Here is a 22,534-nt window from a genome sequence, read left to right as displayed (position 1 = left end):
ACGGTTCCAGCTTCTCCCTTTCGGGTGGGCTACCTTGTCCTATCCGCTCCCTCATAGCACTTGCGCGCCACTTCGGGGATAGTAGGTCTTGCTAACGGAATAGCAAGTTCAATCACCTTTCGGCGTTGAACAATCAATTATGCGACGACGTGTCGCACTCCGATATCGCAGTCAACATCCATCTCCCGGTCGATGGCGATGTCGCCCCGCTCCAATTCCAGATTATCTTTCATAGGCACCTCACGCTATGGCCTTTGCCACAGACCGTGTCATATTGATCGCCGTGCTGGTGGCGTGTACCACGCTCATCATATTCACCTTGACCGAACTGTCCAGCCCAAACTGCTGGGCGATCCTCGGTACCTCGCCCGCCGCCAGCATGATCCCCAGGGCTAGCAGCATATTGTCCGAGAACGTCAGAAGGCCCAGAAATAACAGCGTGGTTTGCAGGAAAGCCGTCAAGCACAGCGCAATGATCTGCTTGACCCACTGGTTGAAGCCGTCCGTGTATCCCCTGGGAACCGAAAACATATACAACGCTCCCACCGCCATCTGGATGAGCAGGATGCCTCCGCGCTTGATGTTGGCAAAAAAGATTTTTACCACACAGTAGGCGAAAGCCACCAGCGCCAGCAGCTCGAACAGCCCGATTACTGTATTTTGGGGCAGCACAAAATTCGCCGTCAGGATAGCAATACTCTGCTCGGAGAGTCCCTGCACCTGCTGCCCGGAGAATATCCGGGTCAAATCCCCAGCGAAAGTGTTTTGCAGGCTGATGCAGAACTTGTACAACTCCACAGGCACAATGCCGATAAGCGAACAGGCAAAAAAGCCTTTCAGCACATTTATCGCTGTGGTCTTGACGCTGGCCCGTCCGGTCTGGTATTCTATAGCCACGTCGAACACAGCTACCACCGTCCCAGCAATGAACAGCGACCAGCCGAACATCGTGAATAATGAGATCGTGGCGCTGACCCAGTTCAGGTCAAAAATATCCGCGCCCATATTGCCCATCATCGTGAAAAAGTCGCTTGCCGCGTCAAAAATAGTGTTGTAAAACCAGCGGATCATGGCGTCCCAGATGGCCGCTGAGACCTGTTCTCCAATCGTATCGAACACCCCGCCGACAGCACTTCCAATGCCGCCGAGAATGTCCCCTAACCAATCAAAAATAGAAATCACCACCTATAAAATGTAAGCAGGAGGGGCGCATTGCCCCTCCCACTCCGTGTATAATTTTACAGAATCGTCCAGATATAGAGTGGGGCTGTCATCATGAAGATAAGGCAGGCGAACAGGATCGCCGGAGCCGTGAACTCAAACTGTCCATGCTTCTTGTAGTCGAAATAAGCGGTCCCCAGTTTGACGAAGAATAAAATCGCCAAAATCATGTCTATTACAGGGAACACCACATTGTCGACAACTGTGCGGATCTGCCCCTGCGCTGTTGTCCAGGTGCTCTGGATAGCGCCTGCCACATCGCCGGTCGCCATGGCGGGAGCCGCCAGAACCGGCACCAGCAGCACTGCGAACACAGTGCAAAGCAAAAACTTTTTCCATCTTTTTCTCATGCTGAAACATCTCCTATCACTTTTTTGATTTCGTGTTCCTTGATAATCCTAACTTTGATATTGAGATTGTGTGCCAGCTTGATTTCTGCCCTCATGCCGTCCGTAGTCTGGTCACCGAACATCCAAACCTCATCGCAAAACCACAGAAGACTAAGCCCGGCAGCCATACCCATCTCACGTTCCTCCGGGATGCCGTCATCCAAACACAGCGCATAAAAATGCGGGGTGACCGGAGCCGCCCCGCACCTCAGTGCGTATTCGCTATAGCGTTTTGCTTTTTCTAGATTGTCCTGCACGTCCCCCGAAAGGGGCGCGCAGATATACACCTTTTTCATCGCTCACCATCCTCTTTTTTCTTTCTGTTGTACATGATGATGCCAGCCGCCAACCCGCCCAGCGCGATGGCGCCCAGACCGATCCAGAAACCCATAATGGAGCGGTCGCCGGTCTGCGGGTTGCCGGGGTTAGGCGTGGTGGGCTTGCCGGGAGTGACCGGCACGACCTTCACAGTCTGGCCTTCATCGTTGATATCCTCATGAGCAGCAATCTTCACCTCGCCCTGATAGAGCGTTTCGAACACCACGATTTCCGTGGCCTGGGTGATGCCGCTGCCGTCGAAGGTGAACTTTACTACAGTTTCGCCATCGGCCTTTTCAGTGGTAAAAGTGGCCTCGGCACGGATTTCTTTATCGCCAACCTTGAACGGATTACCGGTGGCCTTGTCCATGAGGACACCCACCAGCTTGTACTCCGTGCCGGGGGTCAGGTTCTTGTAGGACACCACATCGTCGATGGTGATTTCCTTGGCAGTAGCGGCCTCTTTTTTGCCGCCGATGGTGGCTTTTGTTCCAATCTCCGGCCTGGTGACGATGATGGTGACGGTCTGCTCCTTATCGCCGATATCCTCGTGGACAGCAACCTCCTTTCCGTTCAGAGACAGCTTCTCGAACACCACAATATCTGTAGTGGAGTTCACCCAGGAGGTGTCAAAGGGGAAGGAGACGGTGACCTCCCCTTCAGATTTTTCGGGCGTAAACACGACCTCGGCACGGATTTCCTCACCATTCAGCTTAAAGGGTTCGCCGGTGGTCTTATTCATGAGGGTACCAGTCAGCTTGTACTCTTTCCCGGCGGTCAGGCCCTTGTAGGACACCACATCTTCGATGGTGATGAGGCCTTCGCCGGACACCTCTTTTTTGCCGTCAACCGTAGCTTTGGTGCCGATTCTAGGCCCGGTAACAGTCACCTTGACGGTCTGGGCGGGATCTTCGATATTGGCGTGGGCCGCCAACTCGATACCCTCACGAGACAGGCTCTCAAAGGCTACGATCTCGGTGGAATCCACCAGCCCAGTGGTGTCGAAGGTGAACTGTACTACAGTTTCTCCGTCTGCCGTTTCCGGGGTAAAGGTGCTTTCAGCATGAATTTCCTCGCCGCCTACCTTGAGGGCCTCACCGGTGTTCTTGTCCATGAGAATGCCGTACACACTGTACTCCTTGCCAGGAGTCAGATTCTTAAACGCCACCACATCGTCGATAGTAATCGGGCCGTCGATGGTAGCCTCTTTTTCCTCTCCGATAGTGGCCTGGGTGCCAATTTCCGGCACATGAACAGTCACGGTCTGGGAGTTGTCCTCGATATCCGCATGGACGGCCAGCTCCCGGCCCTCCTGATACAGACTCTCGAACACCACAATATCGGTGTCGGTCTTGATATATTTCGCGTCGAACTCGAACGAAACCGTTACCGTGCCGCTGGGGTTCTCCGGCATGAATGTGCTTTCGGAGCGCACCTCCGCACCATTGATTTTCAATGCTTTACCGGTGGCCTTGTCCATAAGCACACCCTTGACCGTGTACTCCTTGCCCGGCACCAGATAGGTGTACTCCACTACATCCTCCAGAGTGAAAACCTCGGTGGCGTTGACTTCCTTCTCGCCGCCGATGCTGGCGGTAGTGCCCAGCTCCGGGATACGATCATTGACCACGTTGATTTCAACAATCTGCTCGTCCCTCTCCACTTGTACATGATGAATATCGGTGTTGGGCAGATACCCCTCGGCAGGCTGCAACTCCCGCACGATCCAGTTGCCCAGAGGGACATCCTCAAAGGAGAACACACCGTTTTCATCTGAGGTAGAGGTCAGTATGGCGGTCTCGGAAGTGAACTGTAGTGCATCAGGACGGAACATTCCGAACAGCGCACCAGCGATGGTTTCCTGATTCTCCCGGTCGATTTTCATGCCCTTGATGCTGCCGTAGATGAGCTCGTTGGTGATAGGTTCGCTGTCATTCAGGGCAACCTCCACCAGCGCAACATCCTGCCCGGCATACTCGAACACCACGGGGTATACGGTATCCGTCAAGGTGTAGTGCTTGTCGGTGCTGATTTCCTTGACGTAATAGCTGCCCAGAGGCAGATCGGTAATAAACACAACCGAGCCATCCTCGGTGCAGTTAATGGTCTCAATCAGGCCATCGGCGGGAATGGCGGAGCCGTCAGCGGCAGTGATATCCTCACCGGCGTACAGTCCAAACTGCACGGTGGCAATTTCGTCGTTCATGCCAATCTGGAACCGCTCGTCCTGCTCCAGCACCTTATCGAGGCTGATTTTTATCTTCTGCCGGTCGTCGTGGAGGGTGGCGCTGGCCTCGGTGATCTCAACCTCCTGCCCAGCGTAGGTCAGTTCCACGGTGTGCGTTTCTGTGTCCAGAACCGTGCCAAACGGGGCCTCCACTTCCCGCACCTGGTACTTCCCCAGATAGAGGGGTTCGGTGGCAACAGGGCCGTCCTGGGCGGTCGTAAGGGTGGATACCACCTCGCCTGCTGCATAGCGCATGGTACCGTCCGGGGTGATGATGTCCTCGGCAGCGGTTACCTCGTAGACCGCGCCCGCCAACTGCTTTTCCTCGTAGACCGGCTGGTAGCTGATGGGCATTTCGATTTCGTTGCTATCCTCATCTGTGGCTGCGCCGCCCAGAGCTGTCACAGAGGAGAACACCTCGCCCAGCTTGGTGATGGAAATCGTGCCCTTTTGCGGCATATTGGGCCGCTCCACTTCTACCACAGTAACCGCGCTTTCCTCGGTGGAGTTGTCTGGGGTGATATCGAAATAGACAGGCTCGGAGTTCAGCACATAGCCATAAGGGGCCTGCACCTCGACCAGGGAGTAACCGGTGCCGTAGGGCAGCACCTCCGGGGTGATGAGGGTGCCATCCGTGGTGGTGTAGAATGTGTCGATCTCCGTTACCGCCGGGTAGGTGAACCGCATGGTAACAAGCTGACCGTTGGGGTCGTAAATCTGGAATCCGGCTCCGGCATAGGGGATAGCCTTGCCGGTTTCGGCATCCGTCTTGATGACCTTGACGTAGCTGGTAAACGGCGCGTTGTTAATAAGGTAACGGTACACCCCGCCGTCCTTATTGATGAACACGTCGAAGTCTTTCATGAGCTCGCGCCCATCCCAGCCTTTGGTCTGACGGACGGTGTACACGCCGTAAGGGAGCAGCTTGGTTTCCGCATAGCCGTTCTCGTCGCAGGTCAGGTAGTCCCGCTCGGAGTCCTTGGCGCTGTCATAGCTGCCGGAAGACTTGAGGAACACGGCAAATTCCGCGCCCACCTCCGGGGTCTCAATCTGCGTGGAGCCATCGTCACAGTGCTTGATGATGGTGATTTTTCCCTTCTGCACGGTTTCAGGGCTGGCGAGAGCCGGGGCCGAGTTAAACTCCACCTCATACTGCTTGGGGTCAGCACCCACGGGGTAGGCGGTTTCGTCCAGCAGATACCCCTCGCTGGGGCTGATCTCCTGCACTGTCCAGCCGGAATCGCACACATAGTAGCTGGTAGTGAAGTGCCCCTCGCTGTCGGTGGTATAGGTGTCCACCAACTCGCCGTCCTTGTACACACCATACACGGCCCCCGCCAGAGTGGCATCGCCCTGCTGAGTGCCGGTTTCGCCGTCCACCTTGTTCAGAGTGATATTGAACTTCTTCAGCACATTGCGGAAACTGGCATTGGTGGCTTTCTCCCACTCCACGTTCACACTCTGAGATGAGGGCACCACATAGCGGACAGCCGTGTCCACTTCCTCCAGGGTGTACCCGCTGCCGATGGGCACGTCGGTGAACTGCGCTACACCAGAGCTGTTCGTAGTGGCGTACAAATCCACAGTTTCGCCCATGGAGGATGTGCCGTAAAGATGGAACCGAACGCCGCTGTTCAGCCCATCTTCGCTGTTTTTGGTGACGGTCAGGCTGCCCTTCTGCAAGCTGTTATTGAAACTGACCGTAGCTGTCTGCCCGGCCTGGACGGTCACCTTCTGCGGCTCCTGGGGGACGTAATCGCCGGACACCTGCTCTGTGACGGTGTATTCGCCCGGCTGGAGGTTATCGATCTGCACCTCGCCCCGGCTGTTGGTGGTGACGGTCTGATCGATGCCGTTGCCGGTGATGCGGAAGGTGATACCCTCCACCTTGCCATCCTCGGAGGTCTTGATGATTTTGGCGGAGCCGTAAGAAACATTGAGTTTCAGGTAAGCAGCAATGGGGTCTGTGACGGACTGCGTATAGGTGACCGTGTTCTGCTGGCCCACGCCGGGGCCGAAGGTGCCATCGTCCCACACAACCAGGCCCATGCGTTTGGAGTCCTTCTTGCTGGCGCTGACAGTCACATCGCCGGTGGGAGCGGTAGGGCTGGTAATGGTCAGCACATCGCCGCTGGTGGTGAACTTCATGGCGCTGTAGTCAGAGGAAAACGTGTAGTTACCCAGCACCTTATTGGTGTCGGTCAGCGAGGCAGTGTACTGGCTGCCGTCCCATTCCAACTCGATAGTGGGCGCTTTTCCACGGCTCTTAGCCATGAAAGACGGTATTTTGCTGTGGTTCTGGACACTGGTGACCATAGAGTTGTACTTGTCCATGATCCGGCTGCGCAGAGGGTGTCCAGGCTTGATGAAATCTAAGACAGGGTTCTTGCCGCCAGTGCTGACGTGACCGAAGTTTTCATCGCGTTCACCCACGATGGTCTCCCAAATCAAAAGCTGGGTCGCGTAGACGTGGGCCAGTTTATCCGCTGCGGCGCTATTCTGCGACACCCAGGTGGGGTCGATGTTGCCGGTGTAGCCATACTGCAAAATCCGGCCAATCAGGGACTTGATGGTGTCGGCGTCGATTGTCTTGTTGAGCGACGAGGGGTAATTATCCCAAAAGGTTTCGTCCTTCGCTGTAAACGTGTGGGCGTTGTCGATGGGAGTCCCCGGCTCGATACAATAGGCCACTTTTCCCTCATACGAGCCGACGGCAAACGTGGCGAACATATCGTAAGCGTCCATATACCAGCCGTTCATGAACTGGAGGTTATCCCGGTCCCAATGGTCGCGGTTGGTTTCCGCATCACGAGGGAAGCTGACCATATAGATTTCGGAACGTTCCCCTGCGGCCTGGGCCGTGGTCCCGAAACTGGCGAACATGGAAAAGCACATGAGCAAGGCCATGACCAGCGCCATGCTTTTCCGTTTAACAGTAGATATCATATTCTCTCCTTTTCTGCCCATTCGGGCAACAAAAAAAGGACACCACTTTTTGCGGTGTCCTTGGGTTTATTTTGCTATCATGCGTACCCGATATAGATGTTGTAGTTGTTCCCGCCGGTAGATTCATACCATATCCACACGTCGGTGATATCCGGGTCGTTTGCATATCTATTCAGCCGGCTGCTGATGTCCCTCTCCAGGCAGGTGCTGTGCGGCCCGGCCCCGATGGGGTTGTCCCAGCAGTCTACTGCGCTGCTCTCCAGCCGCAGGCCCAAGCCTTGTGCGCAGCTTTGCGCATAGCTGATCCAGTAACCGATGTCGAAGGTGGCTTCCTCTATGACCGGCTCTGGCGTGGGCTCTGCCGGAGCCGGTGTAGGCTCGGCAGGCGCAGGAGTGGGGGCTGGCGGCTCCGGTGTAGGAACCGGAGTTGGTGCAGATGTGGCCGCTGGCGATGGGGTGGGGGTGGCTTTCACGGTAACCTTCAAGTAGGCATCAGGTTCGGTGGCAGGCGGTTCAGGAGTAGGGGTAGATACCGCTGTTTTTGGCTTAGTGGCTGGATTTTCCTGCCGTACCTTGGGTTTCTGTGCCTTCTCCTGTTCAGCGGCAGGGTAGGCTTTGGGATTCTCCTTTTCCTTTTCTGCCGTATTCGGTCTGAACTTGAGGCCCGCTGCGATTTGTGCTATTATGGCGCTCGTGTCGATGTGTCCATCGCTGGTATCGGTGGGCGAGGCTACATTCAGTACAAGCGCCTGGGGTGCGGGTTCTGGCGCTGACTGTGTGGCCTGGGGCTGTTGCACCTGGCACCCGGCGCTGCTTATGAGCAGGGCGGCGGCTATAAGAGTGGTCAAGATTTTCTTCATGGATTTCATCCTTTCTTGGAGTTTTTCTTGACCACAAGCATATCACAACTTTTCAGAAAGTCCAGACCAATTCCGAATAAATATGCAACAAAGATTCAGCCGGAAATTCCTTGCGATCTGGGCGGAGCGCGGATAGTTTTTATGGCAGAACGCCTCCCCTTACATCGACATAAATGTGAAACCAGAGCTTTCCTCCACTTCCTCCTGGCTGATCTTCTCCGGCTGTGCGAACCGCTCCATATACCGGTCAACCTCCGTATCCGTGAGGGAGCGAAGGCTTTCGCCGTTATCTCCGACCAAAATGAATGGCCCGGCGATCACATCATCCCCCACATGGCGGTTGCCCTCCATGCCAATGAGTTTTCCTTCATCACTGCAGAGTAGGACGGTGCCGTCCTGATTGTTGAGGACTTCCAACGGCCCATGCACGGCCTTCTGCATGGACAGCAGGTCACGGCCCACTTCGCTGACGAATGGCGGCCTGCCGGGTTCCACATACACGATCCGCAACAGATCATCCGGCTTATGAGCCAGTTCCGGGTCGAAATCCAGTTTCTTAAATCCCCAATGATCGCAGAAGAACGCGCCATTTTCGGTCAGCACCACATCCGAAATAGACAACGAGTGGCCCCGGTGCAGAGGATGCCCGCCGACGTTGAACAAGGAGTAGACTTCTTCCAGGTCGCGGCAGTTTACGTCACCGCGAAACACTTCCTCATATATGCCGGAATCAATTCCAGCGCCCCCGCGCAGCTCCATGGTTTGCTCAAGACCACGAAATTTCAGGCTGTCCTCATCGTAATCGCCGTCAATTTGGAATATCTGGATCTGCAAGCACAGCACCTCGCTTTCCTTGAATTTCCCGGCGGGGCGGGCCAGTTCTGATTTCGCGCCTGGGCAGCCTGCCCAGGCTCTCCGAGAGCTGCACAAAAGCTGCTTTTTTCAGTTCCGTGGGCAGGGCGTCCAATAGTTCCAGCAGCATTGTCATGTCATCCGTCATAGCTTGCACAGTTTTACCCTGGCAATCATCGCAGAGCTTCTCCCGGCGGACGATCACCGACCTGCCGTCACTGGATTCGGTAAAAGACAGCACGTCGTTATAGGCAAATCCCACCCGCTGCCGGATTTCATATGGAATCGTGATGCGGCCCCTCTTACCCAAAATGCGCAACAGCTTTTTCATTCATCCAGCTCCCTTCCGTCACAGTTGGCCTCGCAGGGGCAGCTTTCACAATCAAATTCGCAGGGGACAGCGTTGAGCGGACAATTATCGCAGTCCCGGTCGCAAACGTAATCCTCCGTGCTGTCCGGGGTATCGATGATGATTTTCCCTTCACGGGCGCTCACTTGGATGATACTTTCGGTGTTGATGCCCGCCTCCAGAAACATCTCCAGGGGCACGGACACCAGAATAAACTGGCTGCTGTTATTCACAAAAACACTTCCTTTTTATATATCAAATGCTAACTGAGCAGGTTTGGCTTTTTCCCGTTCAAACAGGTCATAGTTGCCGATAAGCAGTTCTTTGAATTCTTTCCCGGCCTCGTACCTCTGGGCCATAGAGTGGACTCTCGTAAAATCAAACACAGGAAAGCCCTCATACAACTCCCGAATCTCCGGGCAGTCGTTGTATGAGAGCAGAAACCTTCCCTGCATACTTGCTGCCGTATCACGCAGGCGCACATGGTCGGCCCAGGCAAACTCCACCGCGTACATATCCTCCGTGGAGAAATAGGGTGGGTCGAGATAAAAGAATGTGTCGGACCGGTCGTAGTGGTGGATGAGGGTTTCAAAGTCCTGACTTTCTACCACGACATTCGCCAGCCGGTTTTCTAGCTGCTGGATAAGGCCGAACAGCCGCCGTAGGTCAAAGGGCTGTGAGGCAAAAGACTTCTTCCCGCTGGAGTAGCTGTAGCGGAGCAACTTCAGGTACATTGCCGCCCGGCGCACGTCGTAATCTTTGGTAATGCGCTGCCGGATAGCCTGCAATTCTTCTGCCGCTGGCGGCGGGAACAGGATTTCGGTTAGCTCCATTTCTTCTTCCAGAAATCTGTCATCGAATTGTTCATGCTGAAAAAACTTCTTGATGGCCTGGAAGTCTGCACGGGAATTGAGATTACAAAACCCAAGTTCCTGAATGGTGGCCATAGTCCGTTCCTTCATGCAGTGGAACAGGTTGACAAGGTTCCGGTCGAAGTCATTGTAAACCTCAAAAGGGTCAGGGGGCTTTCCCAGCAGCACACTCCCGGAGCCGCCGAACACCTCCACAAACCTGCCGTATTGCAACGGGAATAGGCTGTAGATAATGGGGAGGATAGGCGCTTTATTGCCTACCCACGATACCGGCGATTTAATTGAGACCACCTCATTTCTTCGCCGGAAATCGTCCAGAAAACGAAAAAAGGCCGGTATCATCGTTTCCTGAACGATTGATACCGGCCTAAAATTTAGCTATACTTACTTCATGGAAATCCCGCTGTCCAAATCCTCATCTTCCTCCAACTCACCATTTCCCCAAAGGCTATTGGCGTACTCCACGGCCTCAACACCAGCAGGGCGATACTCGCCGCACAAAGAGCCGTTGTGGTACTCATCCTCGCCGCAGTTATGCCCGATGTCCTCGTCGGCAAACTGGTGGACAAAATCCAGGTCGGGGTACATCTCCGACAGCTTGTCAATAACCGGCTGGGGCGGTGACCACGCCGACCAGAACCGCAGGGAATGCCCGTCAAATTGGACTCCGTCCTCGTAGCCATAGGCGTTCCACTTGGTACCCCAGTTCCTGATTCGCCACTTATACCAAGTAGCGGCCCCATATTTTTGCTCATTCTGGAACGCCTGCCTGCCCAAATCCCATGCGGCGCGGTCGATGTCAGGCCGCACCCGGAGAAATGCCTGCTCTGATTTCTCGGGGATGTTCAGCAGGTCGAAATCCCCTTTCTTGTCGTTAAAGGTGTAAACCCCAATGAAGTCACGATAGGCTTTCAGACCGCGGTCTGTGCGACTCCCTTCCTCGATATCCAACTCCGGCGGCATGGGGATCAGTTTGTTGAAATCAATGGAGCCGAGGCCGTACTCATCGTTTTTTACGGCCTCGAATAAGGATTTGATCCGGGCAGGGTCGCCCTTGATCTCAATAATGTTTGTTACATGGTTTGGCATGATGACCTCCAGTAAATGTCTTTGATTTTCTCGCCTAAAGCGGAAATGACAGGCACAGTGACCGCGTTGCCTGCCATTTTATAAAGCTGTGCGTCGGATAGTTCGGTTGCAGCAGCTTTATTAAATTGTTCGTCACTAAAACCTTGTAAACGCCAGCATTCTATGGGCATGAGCTTTCGCACTTTCCCATAATGCACAGTACCGTCCGCGTCCTGCACAGGAACGGCAAAAGGAGCTTTTCCTTCTACGAATACGCCGGATTTCCCGCCTTTGAACTTGCCAATACCTGCATCCTGATTAGCCAGCAGGCATCGGGCGTTCTCAGTCAGGCTGGGTTCTTCGTTCAGGTCAATAAAGAAATACCCCTGGTTGTTTCCAGGGGTAACGGTGTGCGCGATTTTGTCCCCAACTCTGCCGCGCCTGGTGTTCATGGTGGCGTAGGCTAGGTCGATGCTGTCGCCGGGGTGGGCCAACTGATACCCAGCCTTGGTCATAACCTTGATGGGCAGGGTGACATCGTAGAGCCCACTCCTGCCGCCAAAGCCGCCTGCCGTGCTTGTCAGAGTGATGGACACTCCTGCGGAGGAGTACACCCGCCGCCCTTCCGGGCCGGGTAAGACTTGCTCAAGAGCCGCTCCATTTGTGTCTGTGAAAGAAAGTACCTCTCCGGCACATCGGTCTCTAAGATATCCGACAATATACACTCTCTTGCGGGATTGGGGGACTCCAAAATCCTTGCTGTTAAGCACCTGCCACGCGACATCGTACCCCAGGTCATCCAACGTAGAGAGGATGGCCGCAAACGTCCGACAGCCGTCATGCGATAGGAGGCCGGGAACATTTTCAAGCAGCAGAAATGCAGGTCTTTTACCGGCGGCAAGGCGGGCAACCTCAAAAAACAAAGTTCCTCTTGCATCGTCCGCAAATCCTCGCCGTTTTCCAGCGATTGAAAAACTCTGACAAGGGAAGCCTCCGCAAATAAGGTCGATATCCGGCAGCGCGCCGGGGTCGATGGTTCTGGCGTCCTCAAAAAAGCATTCTCCTTCCGTATCGTACATGGCGTTATATGCCTGGTTCGCATATTTATCTATCTCACAGTGACCGATGCATTCAAACCCGCCCGCGGCCTCCAGGCCGGAGCGGAAGCCGCCGATCCCCGCGAACATATCAAAAAATCGGATAGCCATGCGCCATCCGACCACTTCGCCGTGTTAAAATCACCTCACATTTTCATGCCGAAATCTTCATCCTCGTCCATATCCAGCTCCTGTTCCTCTGCCAGTTCTTCCTCAGTCAGCTTGCGAAAGGAGTCCTCGCTGGGGATAAGGCCCAGCGACCGGCCATTGTCGAACTTGCAGTGCAGAGTGCCGATATCGTCCACCGCCATAACAGTTCCGCGGGTATTGTCACCAATGCGGTGGATGTCCTCGCCCATGCTCAGCAGCATAATTCTGGTGCCGGACGGGTACTCGGCTTTGTAGTGCTCAGCCATTCGGTGTAATCTATCCCAATCGTTTATCTTGAAAACCTCCTTCAGATACCGCCCATCCCTTGATGGGGTTCCAGGTGTTCGTCCAACTCGTCCTCGGTGCAGAGAAAATAATCATCACTGCTGTTCCAGTAGGAAACGTACAGGTCGCCCTCATCCGTTTCGATAGGCCGCTGCTCGAAGCCTTCCCCGAGCCCATCTGAGCATTGTCCGAGGATTTCGTCTTTCAAATCAGCCATTTCTTCCGGAGTGAGCGACTCCTTGAGGTGGCAGTCGATACGGCCCAGGAGCCTGCCGTCTATTTCCTCTACTGTCCAGACCGCAGACATGAGCTTGGCAGCTACACCCGGATTACCGCCCATATACTGAGCCATATCGCCCATCTCGGGGGCCTGCTCGTTAGCGATGCCCTGCTCGATCTGATCCTGGTATGCCGTCAGGAAACCGCTGCCCACGTCGATATCCTCGTCGCACTCGCCGTCATCCAGCTGGCCTACCAGGGGGCAGTAAAACGCCAGCTTGACCGGCCCTGCCGCCTGGGCCATGGCCTGGATGTCATCGAACAGCATTTCCTTGGTGAGATACTGGTTGTGGACGATGTTCTGCTCCAAGTCTGTGAGAATTTCTTCTCTGGCAGTCGACACAGCAAATGCCACAGTGTTGGCGTCAGCTAAAGTGTCGCCCTTGCTGAACACTCTCAGCAGGCGGCTGCCAATCTCACTGTCGGCAGACAGATGGAGACCCACGCCCTTGTCATCATGGAGCAGGATATTTCGGGGCGGCTTGTTGATACCGGCCTCCCGCATATCGTGGTAGAACTGGTGGATGTCAAGAGGCAGTTCTCGTTCGAGGGCTGCTCCAAACTGGTTGGTTATTTTTGCTTTGATCACTTGATGCACCTTCTTTCAAGAAATAAAAAAAGCCGGTCGCTTGTTTTGAAGAGGTTTCTCCAGCGACCGGCTATGTATGCAACGGGCTATCGCCCTTATGCACGCAAAAGACTAACGTCTTTTTGCGAAAAAGGGCCAGCGGATTTTTTCCACTGGCCCTCTCACTCTGTGCTATTCTGTTGTTGTGAGGGTTCACTTCCTGCCGGAAAGCCAAAACGCCGTTTTGCCATCCCCGTTTTCGTACTTTTGAAATCCAGCCCTTTGAGATGCAAAAAACCGCGCCATGGCGCGGTTTTTTGCCCAAATATCTTTTTGGTTTTCCTAGGATGGCAGGGGCAGAAGGACTTGAACCCTCGGCACGCGGTTTTGGAGTGGATGTGGAAAAAGCATCAGCGGACATACATCGGCCAATTTCCCGCGCGGTTGAGCCGTTTGTGTTTCCGAAACATACGCCCCAAAGAATTTTGATGATTTATTGATGATATCCGATTTTCTCAGCCCCCGAAAGGGCTTTTTCTTTGTCTGCTTTTCAAGAAAACGACCAAATTGTTGACGTGATAGTACTATACAAATGACCCATTGTCAAGAGGCTGCATAGCTCAAAATTTGAGCCGCAAAACAAAGAAAGCGACTCTTTGGCATAGATAAAAAGCAAGCCGATTTTTTCAGCGGTTTTCACGAAGAAAAAAGTCTGGACTTCCGCAGCGGTTTCGGGTATTGTGGTGGCGAAGGACAAAAAGGACCCTTATCACGAAGGAGGCAGCCAGACAATGATAAGCGTAATAAACGAGCTATATAATGGCGAAATATCCCCGGTAGAAACAGAAACGCCCAGTGATGAAAAATACCGGCGCACAGTGAACAGAGTAGGCCAGCAAATCGAGGAGTTTGAGGAATTATTACCCCCGAACAAGAATATAGGAAATCTGATTATGTTGAAAGAAAGCGGAGACCTTATCAGGAGAATGTTGTAATGTTCGCATGAAGGAAGCAGTTTTATGGCGGATATCGTATATGGTCCGAGGTAAGTCGCCAGAATGGACCGAAAGTTTCAGCGCGTGATTGAGATATTCGTCCGGATTGCTCTCGGGAGCATAGGGCGGCAGAAAGAACAGCTCGATTTTATCCCGATGCTTGTCCAGCCAGGCTGCGGCTTTCTTCCCGTGGTGCACCTTTAAGTTGTCCAAAATCAGGAAAACCTTTTGGTTGGAGGTCCGAATCAACCGGTCCATAAATTGGATCAGGCGCTGCTGGTTCATGGAATCCTCGTACATCATAAAGCGAACGTCCCCCTGCCTGCTCAGGGCGGAAAGCATATTCAGCCTCTCTCTTTTCGTTTCCACCGACAGAACAGGAGGCTGTCCTTTGGGTGCAAACCCGCGCTCACAGTTCGAGCAGTTGTCGATTCCAGTCTCGTCTCCCCAGTAAATCACGGCATTTTCTGCCTTGGCCCGCTGGTCGATGGCCGGATATTCTTCCTCCCGCCACCTTTAGATACGGGAAGGATTCTGTTTCCGGGCACGCTTGACCGGACGCTGGCACGTCAAGCCCCAGCGCCGCATATAATCCGACACACTGCCGTCCGAGATCTTTTCCGATACCTTTTCCAGACGTATGCACACACTTTCTTCAGCGTCCACAGACTCCCAGGAATGCCGAATTCCTCTGGGCGGCGGGTAACAATCGTTTCCCGTATTTCCGCCTGCTCCTCCGGTGTCAGAAGCAGATGCGTCCCCTTCTGGAATCCGTGTTTCTTCGGTTCCAGCGCTTTGTCTCCCTCTCGCTTATATGCCGTCCATATTTCGCTGGCGCGACTCTGCCGCACTCCGGTTAATTCCTCAATTTCTTTCCCGGCTTTTCCCATCTGTTTGAGGCGTACGACCTGACGGCGTACCTGCTTGAGCTCTCCACTTTTCAGTTTTCGTAAATCTATGTATTCCATACTCCCTATTTTACCACTTTCTACTGCTTTTTTCTAGGTCGTTTTTCAGGAATAATATTGACTGAGGAGCAGTACGCAAAGCTGGAACACATGATGGACATGAATGCGGAAATATTCAATATGGAAAACAGGGCAGTTTTTGCAGAGGGACTGCGCTTGGGAATTTTGCTGATGGTTGAAATTCACCGCATGGATGAACACAGAGAAAGGTAATCGAAAGAGATATTCGATATTTGAGGGCCGCAAGAGTTTTGCGGCATTTGGCGTTTTCGGAGAAGATTACACGGAGGGCTGTTGAGGCGTGTAAGGGCCGTGTCGGGCAATTTGGGGCAGCGGTCGAGAAAAGTTACCGCCCGCAGGCAAAGAACGCCGTGTGAGGGCATTTGCGGCGATTTGTGAGGGCGGATTTTAACGGAGAAATGGACAGCCTACTATCAGAAATTGACCTCAATGTCGCTTTTAACTGCCTCGAATCAGGTGCTATGGGCGCGCTTAAATGCAGCCTTGGACTGTTTCAAAGAGATGTGCAAAAACGAAACCAGCCCTTCCGCTCAGCGGGGCTATAAGCTCATTTATGCCCGTTATCTCTGCGATACCCCGATAAGTATATCCGCTATTGAGGAGCGGTTTGCGATTGAGCATTCGACGTTTTACAAGAACATAAACCGGGCTATCGCCACGCTAAGCGTCATTCTTTTTGGCAGCGAAAGCGCCGAAGATTTCTGCTTAGGGGACGATTTGTAAGCGGCTGAAAGCCGCTAAATTGGGCTGTAGGCCCAAAAGTAGTTAAAACGAAAATTATTGAGTTTTAAGTACGCGCCAGCATCGCATTTGTGGGACAACGTGTCAGACATTCTGTCAGACACATTGCCCTCAAATGCCGCGCGGCTGGGTAGGGGCGCTGCCCCTATGACCCCATTTTTAGAGCCGCGCTGTCGTGCGGCAGAGAGGAGATGTTTAATATCGACATCAGTAGAAGGAAAAAGCTCAGTCTTCGGCTGAGTGAGAAAGAGTACAAGAGGATTACTAGACGAGCTAAGTCTTGTGGGTTGACAAAGTCGGCTTATGTCCGTCAGCTTATCGTTGGGTATGAGCCTAAAGAATCACCGCCCGCTGATTACTTTGCCATGACCCGCGAGTTGAAAGAGATTGGCAATAATCTGAATCAGCTGACTTTTATAGCGAACGCTACCGGACTGATTGATGAGGCCGCTTACTACGAGAATGTGATTCACCTGCGGGATAGCCTACGGCGCATTGAGCAAACAGTAATCTGTACAAGCTATGATAGTTAGAAATGCAAATTTTCCCTTCCTCCTGCTGCTAATGTCATAATTGCATTATAAGCTACATTTTTCGAGCGCTGTTGCCGATATTATAAAAAACAAGAAAAAAAGTCTTGCTCATGACGTAACGTAATGAGTTATACTATTCGCAGGAGGTCGTTTAAGCGTGGAAAAATATAGATCTGTCCCACAGGGATATTTGACGGTAGGCGAGGTTGCAAAAAGGATGGACGTGACAGTCCGAACATTACAGCACTACGATAAGGAAGGTCTGCTCTCGCCATCAGCCCTGAGTGAAGGGGGCCGCAGGCTTTATACTGACAAAGATATTGTCAAACTGCACCAGATATTATCCTTGAAACATTTAGGGTTTTCCTTGAATGACATCAGAGACAGACTGATTCCACTAGACGATCCAGCGGATGTGGCACAAATTCTTTCAGAGCAAGCAGCTACAATACGCAATAAGATAGCAAACTTGACAGAATCGCTGTCGGAAATTGAGGCGCTAAAAACAGAAGTGCTCGAAATGCAGACGGTGGACTTCAAAAAATATGCGGATATCATCGTTAATCTGGAAATGAAAAATGATTTTTATTGGCTTATCAAGCATTTTGACGGAGAAACCTTGGATCATATCCGCAGCCGGTTTGATAAGGAAAGCGGTATCGCGTTTCTGCAAAAATTTCTACATCTCCAGGACGAGGCAATTCGGCTCCAGAATGCGGGCGTACCCGTGGAAAGCCCGGAAGGACTGCAATTCGCAAAAGCCTATTGGGATATGATTTTGGAGTTCAAAAACGGGGATGCTACCATGCTCCCGAAACTCATGCAAATAGGAGAAAGTGATGAATTTAATCAGGAATTGAAGCAGATGCAGGCCAAAGCAAATGCTTTCATTGAACCGGCATTGGGCGCGTACTTTTCAAATTCGGGGATAAATCCATTCCAGGAGGAAACAACATGAACGCATTACAAGTAAGAGGATTGCGTAAAAGCTATGGAAAAAAAGAGGTACTAAAGGGTATTGATTTGTGTATACGCAAAGGGGTTATTTTCGCATTGCTCGGCGTAAATGGCGCGGGAAAAACAACAGCGCTTGAATGTATTGAGGGCTTACGAAAGTACGATAGCGGCAGTATCGCTATAAATGGACGTATGGGTATTCAATTACAATCGGCTTCTCTGCCTGTCCATATCAAGGGAATAGAGGCTGTTCACCTTTTTGAAAAATGGAACAAGGTATCGGTCAATACCTCTATGCTAACGGCGTTAGGTGTAGACAATCTGGCGAACAAACAGTATCAGGAAATGTCGACCGGACAGAAACGGCGGCTTCATTTGGCCCTGGCTTTAATCAGTGATCCCGATATTGTATTCCTTGACGAGCCGACCGCCGGACTGGACATTGAGGGACGGATTTCTCTCCACGAGTATATCCGCACTCTGAAAGCCCAAGGAAAAACGATTTTGTTAGCCAGCCATGACATGGCCGAAGTAGAGAACCTGTGTGACAATATCGCAATTCTGAAAGACGGCCGGATCGCATTCGCGGGAACTGTGAGCGAACTGACGAGGGCGGTCGGAAAACATTATAATATCTGTACAAAAACAAGCCAGGGAATGGAAAAGTTTGAAGTGGATAACATAGGAGAAAGTTTGATTTCTATATTGAAAGGCTATCATGAAAAAGAGATAGAAATTCAAGATATCCAGGTAAACCGTGGTTCTCTGGAACAGCATTTCGTAAAGATAGCAAGGGGGGAGTAGGAATGAGCGGATTTTTATATGGAGTCGCATTGCAGTGGAAACTAGACTTGCGAAGCAAAACAATGTTGATTACGTGCTATGCTGTTCCGCTTCTGTTTTTCGCGGTTATGGGAGGAATTTTTACATCCGTTATGCCAGATAGCCGCGAAACTTTGATTCAGTCCATGTCTGTATTTACTGTCACTATGGGTGCGCTGATCGGATTGCCTCCCTCGCTTGTGGAAATATACAGGAGCGACGTGAAGAACGCATATCAAGCGAATGGCGTACCTCTGTCATTAGGATTATTTTTGACGAACATTTCAGCGTTTGTCCATCTGCTCATCATGAGTTTCATCCTTTATGTCATTGCGTCGGTTGCCTTTGATGCAAAAATCCCGGCACATCCGGGAACATATTTCGTGGGGTTGATCACCCTGATAGCCGTATCGCTTAGCATTGCCAGTGTGATAGGTTTAGCCGCAAAAAGCACGGCGAATACTTCAATGATATCTATCATGTTATTTCTTCCATCTACGATGCTCTCAGGGATCATGTTTCCAAACAATATGCTGCCCAAGGCATTTGTGATGGCTGGTAAATTATTTCCCGCGACATGGGGATACGCATTTTTGACTGAGAGTACGTTTATTTGGAATAACCTCTGGCCTTTGCTTGTAATCTTCGTTATAGCTGCACTATTGTGCGCTTTTTTGATGAAGAGAATTGAAACACGGCAATAGGAACGAAAAAACTGCCCAGCGGCAGAAAGGAAAGACACCGCTGAGCGAAAAGACTTTTATACTTGGCTTATCTTCAGTTGCGGCGGTTTTGAGAAATCAGAACCGCCGCATTTTTAGGTGTATAGTGTATAGAGGAAGGGACGCTAAGCAGTTACGGTAGTTTAAGGACACACTAATATTACAGTATTGATAGAGTTTGAGGAAATCTTTTCAAAAACTTTTGTAAAGAGGACGTAAGGTGTCCAGTTTATAGTATCCTATACTTTGCACAAACAGTACAGATTCTCAGTCATCCGATTTTCAAGCAGGAGAAAGGCGGGTGGGTTGCAGTACACCCACCCGCCGATTCACAACGCCCGGCAACGCCGGTTGTTTCAAGGGATTTCGGGCTTTCTAGTGCAAAATCACGATAGGGGTTGCTGATGACACTTTGGAGTGAAAAGTAGGGTTGCTATCACGATAAACGGCGGTGCTGTGAGGGATTGCTAAGGGGTTACAAATGGTGCACAGATGTCCTACAAAAAACCTCCCCTTTGAGGGAGGGCAAGCAGAGCGTTCGTCCGACGTTGTCGGACGGCACGATTACCGGGCAGTAGCCCGAACCCACTTTTGTAAGGGCAAGATACCTGGCTCAGAATTTGCGTTGCAAAACAAAGAATACGGCCTTTAGAAATCCGGAAATGCCAGAGCAAAAAGTAAGAAAAAAGTCAGTGGACTTTCGAAACAAGGTGTGGTATGTTGTGTTGTTGACGAAAGGAGGCTGACAAGAATGGCACAAAAGAAACTGCTTACGAATGGAAAAGCCTTTAAGCGTACAGATGACCGCTGGGGCGGCACAGTGTGGTACATGGACGAGAGAGGGGAACGTAAGCGAAAAAGTTTCTCAGGCACTACCAAGGCTGAAGTCACCAAGAAAATGACAGACTACGTTGCTGCTTTCAATGATGCCTTGCAGGAGTCGGACGAGTCCCGCAGAACACTCAAGGAGAGCATGACCCACTGGCTCCAGGTGTTCAAATTTCCCTCAGTGGAGCGTACTACCTACGACCGCTGTGAATGTACCGTAGCGCATCAGATTTTTCCTCTGCTAGGAGAGAAAGTAGTAGGCGATATCACAGCCGCTGAACTCAAGGAAGTTCTGAACCGCTGGATGGGCGAGGGTTACGCTTACACCACCGTGAAGAAGGTATACATCGTCCTAAACGAATATTTCCGCTACCTGACCCAGCAGGAAATTCTTACGAAGAACCCGATGAATAGCGTACCCATGATAAAGAAGTCGAATTTCATGGCGGCGCAGAACAAAGAAGACCTGCCTACTCAGGAAACTGTCACGGTGTTCACGCCAGAAGAAATAGAGAAATTCAAGGCCGAGGCGTTTAGCAAATTCAGCAACGGCAAGCCAAAGTACCAGCAACCGGCGGCATACATTCTCATGCTAAATACCGGACTCCGCACCGGTGAACTGCTTGGCCTGCTCAACAGCGACATCAATCTGGAGGGCAGGTACTTGGAAGTGCGGCAGAACGTCAAGGAGGTCTGCAGGCGAGAGGGGACAGACTATGTCCCCGGCAGAGAAGTCAAAGTCGGCAAGACCAAAACGGCCACCAGCAAGCGCCGTGTGCCGCTGAATCAGGCCGCAGTGCAGGCGGTAAGGGAGTTACGCCAGGAACGCAACTTCGGCCCCACAGCGCCCCTCGTGAGCGACGAGAAGGGCGGCTACACCAGGCCGGTGAACTTCCGCAAGAGGTACTACCGGATTTTGAAAGCAGCGGGCATAGATCAGAAAGGATTGCACAGTTTAAGACATCATTTTGCGACCCAACTGATAAACGGCGTGAAACAGCCCGACGGCACCATCAAAGCACTCTCGCCCCGGCAGGTGGCCGACCTCCTGGGCCACAGCACCTCGCAAATCACCGAGATGTACTACGTCAAAAAAGACACGACCCGTCTGCAGGGAATCACGGACGGGTTCAATTTCTAGCCAGAGCAAGCCAACACAGGGGAGAGCACCCCGAAATTTTGATGATTTATTGATGCTGTGCCAGACGGAAAAGTTAGAAACGGATGCGAACAGATACGAAAAAACGGCAAAATACACGCCCAGGGGAGCGGCAATCCAGACCGCATACCACCACCCCAAAACACAAGAAAAGCCCGGAATTCCAAGGAATTCCGGGCCAAGTCTGTGGCAGGGGCAGAAGGATTCGAACCCTCGGCACGCGGTTTTGGAGACCGCTGCTCTACCAGCTGAGCTATACCCCTATATCTTTAAGGCCTATTTATTATATCATTCTGGATGGGGTTTGTCAACATTTTTTTACAAAAAAAGAAGCAGGATTCTGTTGGAGCAAGAGGGCACGGGGAAAAATGAAAAAAATCGAATTTTTTTGAAAAAAGGGCTTGCAAAATCGGAAAGAATGTGGTATTATAATCAAGCACTAAGGAGTGCTGATGAGTTGGGGGTATAGCTCAGCTGGGAGAGCGCTTGAATGGCATTCAAGAGGTCAGCGGTTCGATCCCGCTTATCTCCACCAAGGTACACAGGGAAAAGGCTTGTTTCAAAAGGAACGAGCCTTTTTTTGTATGTGTGTTTCGTAGACTGGCATATCCCGGCCACGCCAGCCACGCAAGCACACTCCCCCATGGGGCGTTCAGACTTTTTGAACGCCCCTTTTTTCATGCCCATTTTTAGATACCATCATAACAGAAAGGAGTTTCCCCCATGAAAGACCGCCTTGACTATGATTATTTCTACGGCAGGGAATCGGAGCAGTTCAGTTTCTACCGTATCCCCCGTCAGCTCATTGTGGGCCCGGAGTTCAAGCTCGTCTCCACCGACGCCAAGCTGCTTTACGGCCTTATGCTTGACCGTATGGGCCTTTCCGCCCGGAACGGCTGGTATGACGAGGAAAACCGGGTGTTCATCTACTATCCTTTAGACGAAATCAAGGAGGCTCTTAATTGCGGTAACGATAAGGCGGTCAAGCTGCTGGCAGAGCTGGACAGCGGCAAGGGCATCGGTCTGATACAGCGGGTAAAGCAGGGCCAGGGCAGACCTGCAAGAATTTATGTCAAGCGTTTCACCACCAGAGAAGTGCAGCCGCAGGTTGAAAATCAGCCCTCTCCCCCGCCCCGAAATCCAGACTTCGGAAAATCGGAGTGTAATTATACTTACAAAAATCAGACTGAAAGCCTGCAAATAAAAAGTCAAGCCCCTTAAGCCAAAAATATGAAAGGAAGCGGATGGAAAAAGTGAATACAGCAAACAGACCGCCGCCCAAAAGCGGCAGTCAGGAAGAAAAAATT

24 protein-coding genes, 2 tRNA genes and 1 pseudogene are annotated in these 22,534 nt (G+C 52.0%); 10 read left to right on the top strand and 17 right to left on the bottom strand.

All coding sequences use genetic code 11. The annotated features are described in order from the left end of the window. Positions 1-240: 240 nt before the first annotated feature. From U8U68_RS19285 to U8U68_RS19225, 13 genes are all read right to left on the bottom strand, one after another. Entirely contained in the window at positions 241-1,107 is an 867-nt protein-coding gene (locus U8U68_RS19285) for a conjugal transfer protein TrbL family protein (protein WP_437124455.1), read from the bottom strand. A 131-nt stretch (positions 1,108-1,238) separates the two neighbouring features. Continuing rightward, entirely contained in the window at positions 1,239-1,571 is a 333-nt protein-coding gene (locus U8U68_RS19280) for a DUF3852 domain-containing protein (RefSeq protein WP_066535730.1), read from the bottom strand. Then, positions 1,568-1,906 (bottom strand): DUF7768 domain-containing protein, encoded by a 339-nt coding sequence (locus tag U8U68_RS19275; protein WP_322203721.1) that lies wholly within the window; start codon positions 1,904-1,906, stop codon positions 1,568-1,570. The genes U8U68_RS19280 and U8U68_RS19275 overlap by 4 nt, the downstream gene beginning before the upstream one ends. Next, positions 1,903-7,101: a VaFE repeat-containing surface-anchored protein gene (locus tag U8U68_RS19270; RefSeq protein WP_322203719.1), complete on the bottom strand. Its 5,199-nt coding sequence runs from the start codon at positions 7,099-7,101 to the stop codon at positions 1,903-1,905. The genes U8U68_RS19275 and U8U68_RS19270 overlap by 4 nt, the downstream gene beginning before the upstream one ends. Positions 7,102-7,178: 77 nt before the next feature. Beyond that, entirely contained in the window at positions 7,179-7,961 is a 783-nt protein-coding gene (locus tag U8U68_RS19265) for a hypothetical protein (RefSeq protein WP_322203717.1), read from the bottom strand. Between the two features lie 159 nt (positions 7,962-8,120). Beyond that, entirely contained in the window at positions 8,121-8,795 is a 675-nt protein-coding gene (locus U8U68_RS19260; protein ID WP_322203715.1) for a DUF3846 domain-containing protein, read from the bottom strand. Next, positions 8,770-9,144: an AbrB/MazE/SpoVT family DNA-binding domain-containing protein gene (locus U8U68_RS19255; RefSeq protein ID WP_322203713.1), complete on the bottom strand. Its 375-nt coding sequence runs from the start codon at positions 9,142-9,144 to the stop codon at positions 8,770-8,772. Before U8U68_RS19255 ends, U8U68_RS19260 begins: the two co-directional genes overlap by 26 nt. Continuing rightward, complete coding sequence (locus U8U68_RS19250; RefSeq protein WP_322203711.1) at positions 9,141-9,395, bottom strand: hypothetical protein; 255 nt, start codon at positions 9,393-9,395, stop codon at positions 9,141-9,143. The genes U8U68_RS19255 and U8U68_RS19250 overlap by 4 nt, the downstream gene beginning before the upstream one ends. Positions 9,396-9,410: 15 nt before the next feature. Then, a complete protein-coding gene (locus U8U68_RS19245) occupies positions 9,411-10,376 on the bottom strand; it encodes a DNA adenine methylase (RefSeq protein ID WP_322203709.1) in 966 nt (321 codons plus the stop codon). A 42-nt stretch (positions 10,377-10,418) separates the two neighbouring features. Next, positions 10,419-11,123: a DUF1281 family ferredoxin-like fold protein gene (locus U8U68_RS19240; protein ID WP_217959717.1), complete on the bottom strand. Its 705-nt coding sequence runs from the start codon at positions 11,121-11,123 to the stop codon at positions 10,419-10,421. After that, the gene (gene dcm / locus U8U68_RS19235; protein WP_322203706.1) at positions 11,108-12,310 is read right to left on the bottom strand and encodes a DNA (cytosine-5-)-methyltransferase; all 1,203 of its coding nucleotides are present in this window, start codon (positions 12,308-12,310) and stop codon (positions 11,108-11,110) included. The genes U8U68_RS19240 and dcm overlap by 16 nt, the downstream gene beginning before the upstream one ends. Before the next feature lie 35 nt (positions 12,311-12,345). Continuing rightward, a complete protein-coding gene (locus U8U68_RS19230) occupies positions 12,346-12,615 on the bottom strand; it encodes a DUF4314 domain-containing protein (protein WP_202612298.1) in 270 nt (89 codons plus the stop codon). Between the two features lie 41 nt (positions 12,616-12,656). Next, positions 12,657-13,502, bottom strand: coding sequence for a hypothetical protein (locus U8U68_RS19225; RefSeq protein WP_322203704.1), 846 nt, complete (start codon positions 13,500-13,502; stop codon positions 12,657-12,659). A gap of 770 nt (positions 13,503-14,272) precedes the next feature. On the opposite strand from U8U68_RS19225, the gene U8U68_RS22535 reads away from it, so the two are divergent. Beyond that, entirely contained in the window at positions 14,273-14,476 is a 204-nt protein-coding gene (locus U8U68_RS22535; protein WP_367575863.1) for a DUF6809 family protein, read from the top strand. Here U8U68_RS22535 and U8U68_RS19220 read toward each other — a convergent pair. The 3 genes and pseudogenes from U8U68_RS19220 to U8U68_RS19215 form a co-directional block, all read right to left on the bottom strand. Continuing rightward, positions 14,402-14,971 (bottom strand): annotated as a pseudogene (locus U8U68_RS19220) (IS630 family transposase); the annotation flags it as partial. The gene U8U68_RS22535 and the pseudogene U8U68_RS19220 sit on opposite strands and share 75 nt — an antisense overlap. A 21-nt stretch (positions 14,972-14,992) precedes the next feature. Beyond that, a complete protein-coding gene (locus U8U68_RS22530) occupies positions 14,993-15,064 on the bottom strand; it encodes a hypothetical protein (RefSeq protein ID WP_367575864.1) in 72 nt (23 codons plus the stop codon). Further along, positions 15,046-15,444, bottom strand: coding sequence for a COG3415 family protein (locus U8U68_RS19215; RefSeq protein ID WP_322203702.1), 399 nt, complete (start codon positions 15,442-15,444; stop codon positions 15,046-15,048). Before U8U68_RS19215 ends, U8U68_RS22530 begins: the two co-directional genes overlap by 19 nt. 57 nt (positions 15,445-15,501) lie before the next feature. Here U8U68_RS19215 and U8U68_RS19210 point away from each other — a divergent pair, with 57 nt between their 5' ends. The 7 genes from U8U68_RS19210 to U8U68_RS19180 all read left to right on the top strand — a co-directional run bounded on the left by U8U68_RS19210 (position 15,502) and on the right by U8U68_RS19180 (position 21,209). Next, entirely contained in the window at positions 15,502-15,657 is a 156-nt protein-coding gene (locus U8U68_RS19210; protein WP_322203700.1) for a DUF6809 family protein, read from the top strand. Positions 15,658-15,966: 309 nt separating this feature from the next. Continuing rightward, the gene (locus U8U68_RS19205; RefSeq protein WP_322203698.1) at positions 15,967-16,188 is read left to right on the top strand and encodes a hypothetical protein; all 222 of its coding nucleotides are present in this window, start codon (positions 15,967-15,969) and stop codon (positions 16,186-16,188) included. A gap of 209 nt (positions 16,189-16,397) precedes the next feature. Further along, positions 16,398-16,739 (top strand): plasmid mobilization protein, encoded by a 342-nt coding sequence (locus tag U8U68_RS19200; protein WP_437124454.1) that lies wholly within the window; start codon positions 16,398-16,400, stop codon positions 16,737-16,739. A gap of 157 nt (positions 16,740-16,896) precedes the next feature. Then, positions 16,897-17,697 (top strand): MerR family transcriptional regulator, encoded by an 801-nt coding sequence (locus U8U68_RS19195; protein ID WP_322203694.1) that lies wholly within the window; start codon positions 16,897-16,899, stop codon positions 17,695-17,697. After that, on the top strand, positions 17,694-18,500 hold the full coding sequence (locus tag U8U68_RS19190) for an ABC transporter ATP-binding protein (RefSeq protein WP_322203692.1): 807 nt from the start codon (positions 17,694-17,696) through the stop codon (positions 18,498-18,500). Before U8U68_RS19195 ends, U8U68_RS19190 begins: the two co-directional genes overlap by 4 nt. 2 nt (positions 18,501-18,502) lie before the next feature. After that, complete coding sequence (locus U8U68_RS19185) at positions 18,503-19,222, top strand: ABC transporter permease (protein WP_322203690.1); 720 nt, start codon at positions 18,503-18,505, stop codon at positions 19,220-19,222. A 769-nt stretch (positions 19,223-19,991) separates the two neighbouring features. Then, positions 19,992-21,209, top strand: a complete 1,218-nt coding sequence (locus tag U8U68_RS19180; protein WP_322203688.1) for a tyrosine-type recombinase/integrase — start codon at positions 19,992-19,994, stop codon at positions 21,207-21,209. 205 nt (positions 21,210-21,414) lie between these two features. On the opposite strand, the gene U8U68_RS19175 is transcribed toward U8U68_RS19180, so the two are convergent. Continuing rightward, positions 21,415-21,490: transfer RNA gene (locus U8U68_RS19175), tRNA-Trp, on the bottom strand. A gap of 196 nt (positions 21,491-21,686) precedes the next feature. Here U8U68_RS19175 and U8U68_RS19170 point away from each other — a divergent pair. After that, a tRNA-Ala gene (locus U8U68_RS19170) sits at positions 21,687-21,762 on the top strand. Positions 21,763-21,950: 188 nt separating this feature from the next. Then, positions 21,951-22,448: a replication initiator protein A gene (locus U8U68_RS19165; protein ID WP_322203686.1), complete on the top strand. Its 498-nt coding sequence runs from the start codon at positions 21,951-21,953 to the stop codon at positions 22,446-22,448. Positions 22,449-22,534: the final 86 nt, after the last annotated feature.

The organism is Acutalibacter intestini, from assembly GCF_034334985.1.
GTDB classification, from domain to species: domain Bacteria; phylum Bacillota; class Clostridia; order Oscillospirales; family Acutalibacteraceae; genus Acutalibacter; species Acutalibacter intestini.
The sequence above is the reverse complement of the archived record's forward strand: the minus strand, read 5'-3'. Positions and strand labels throughout refer to the sequence as shown.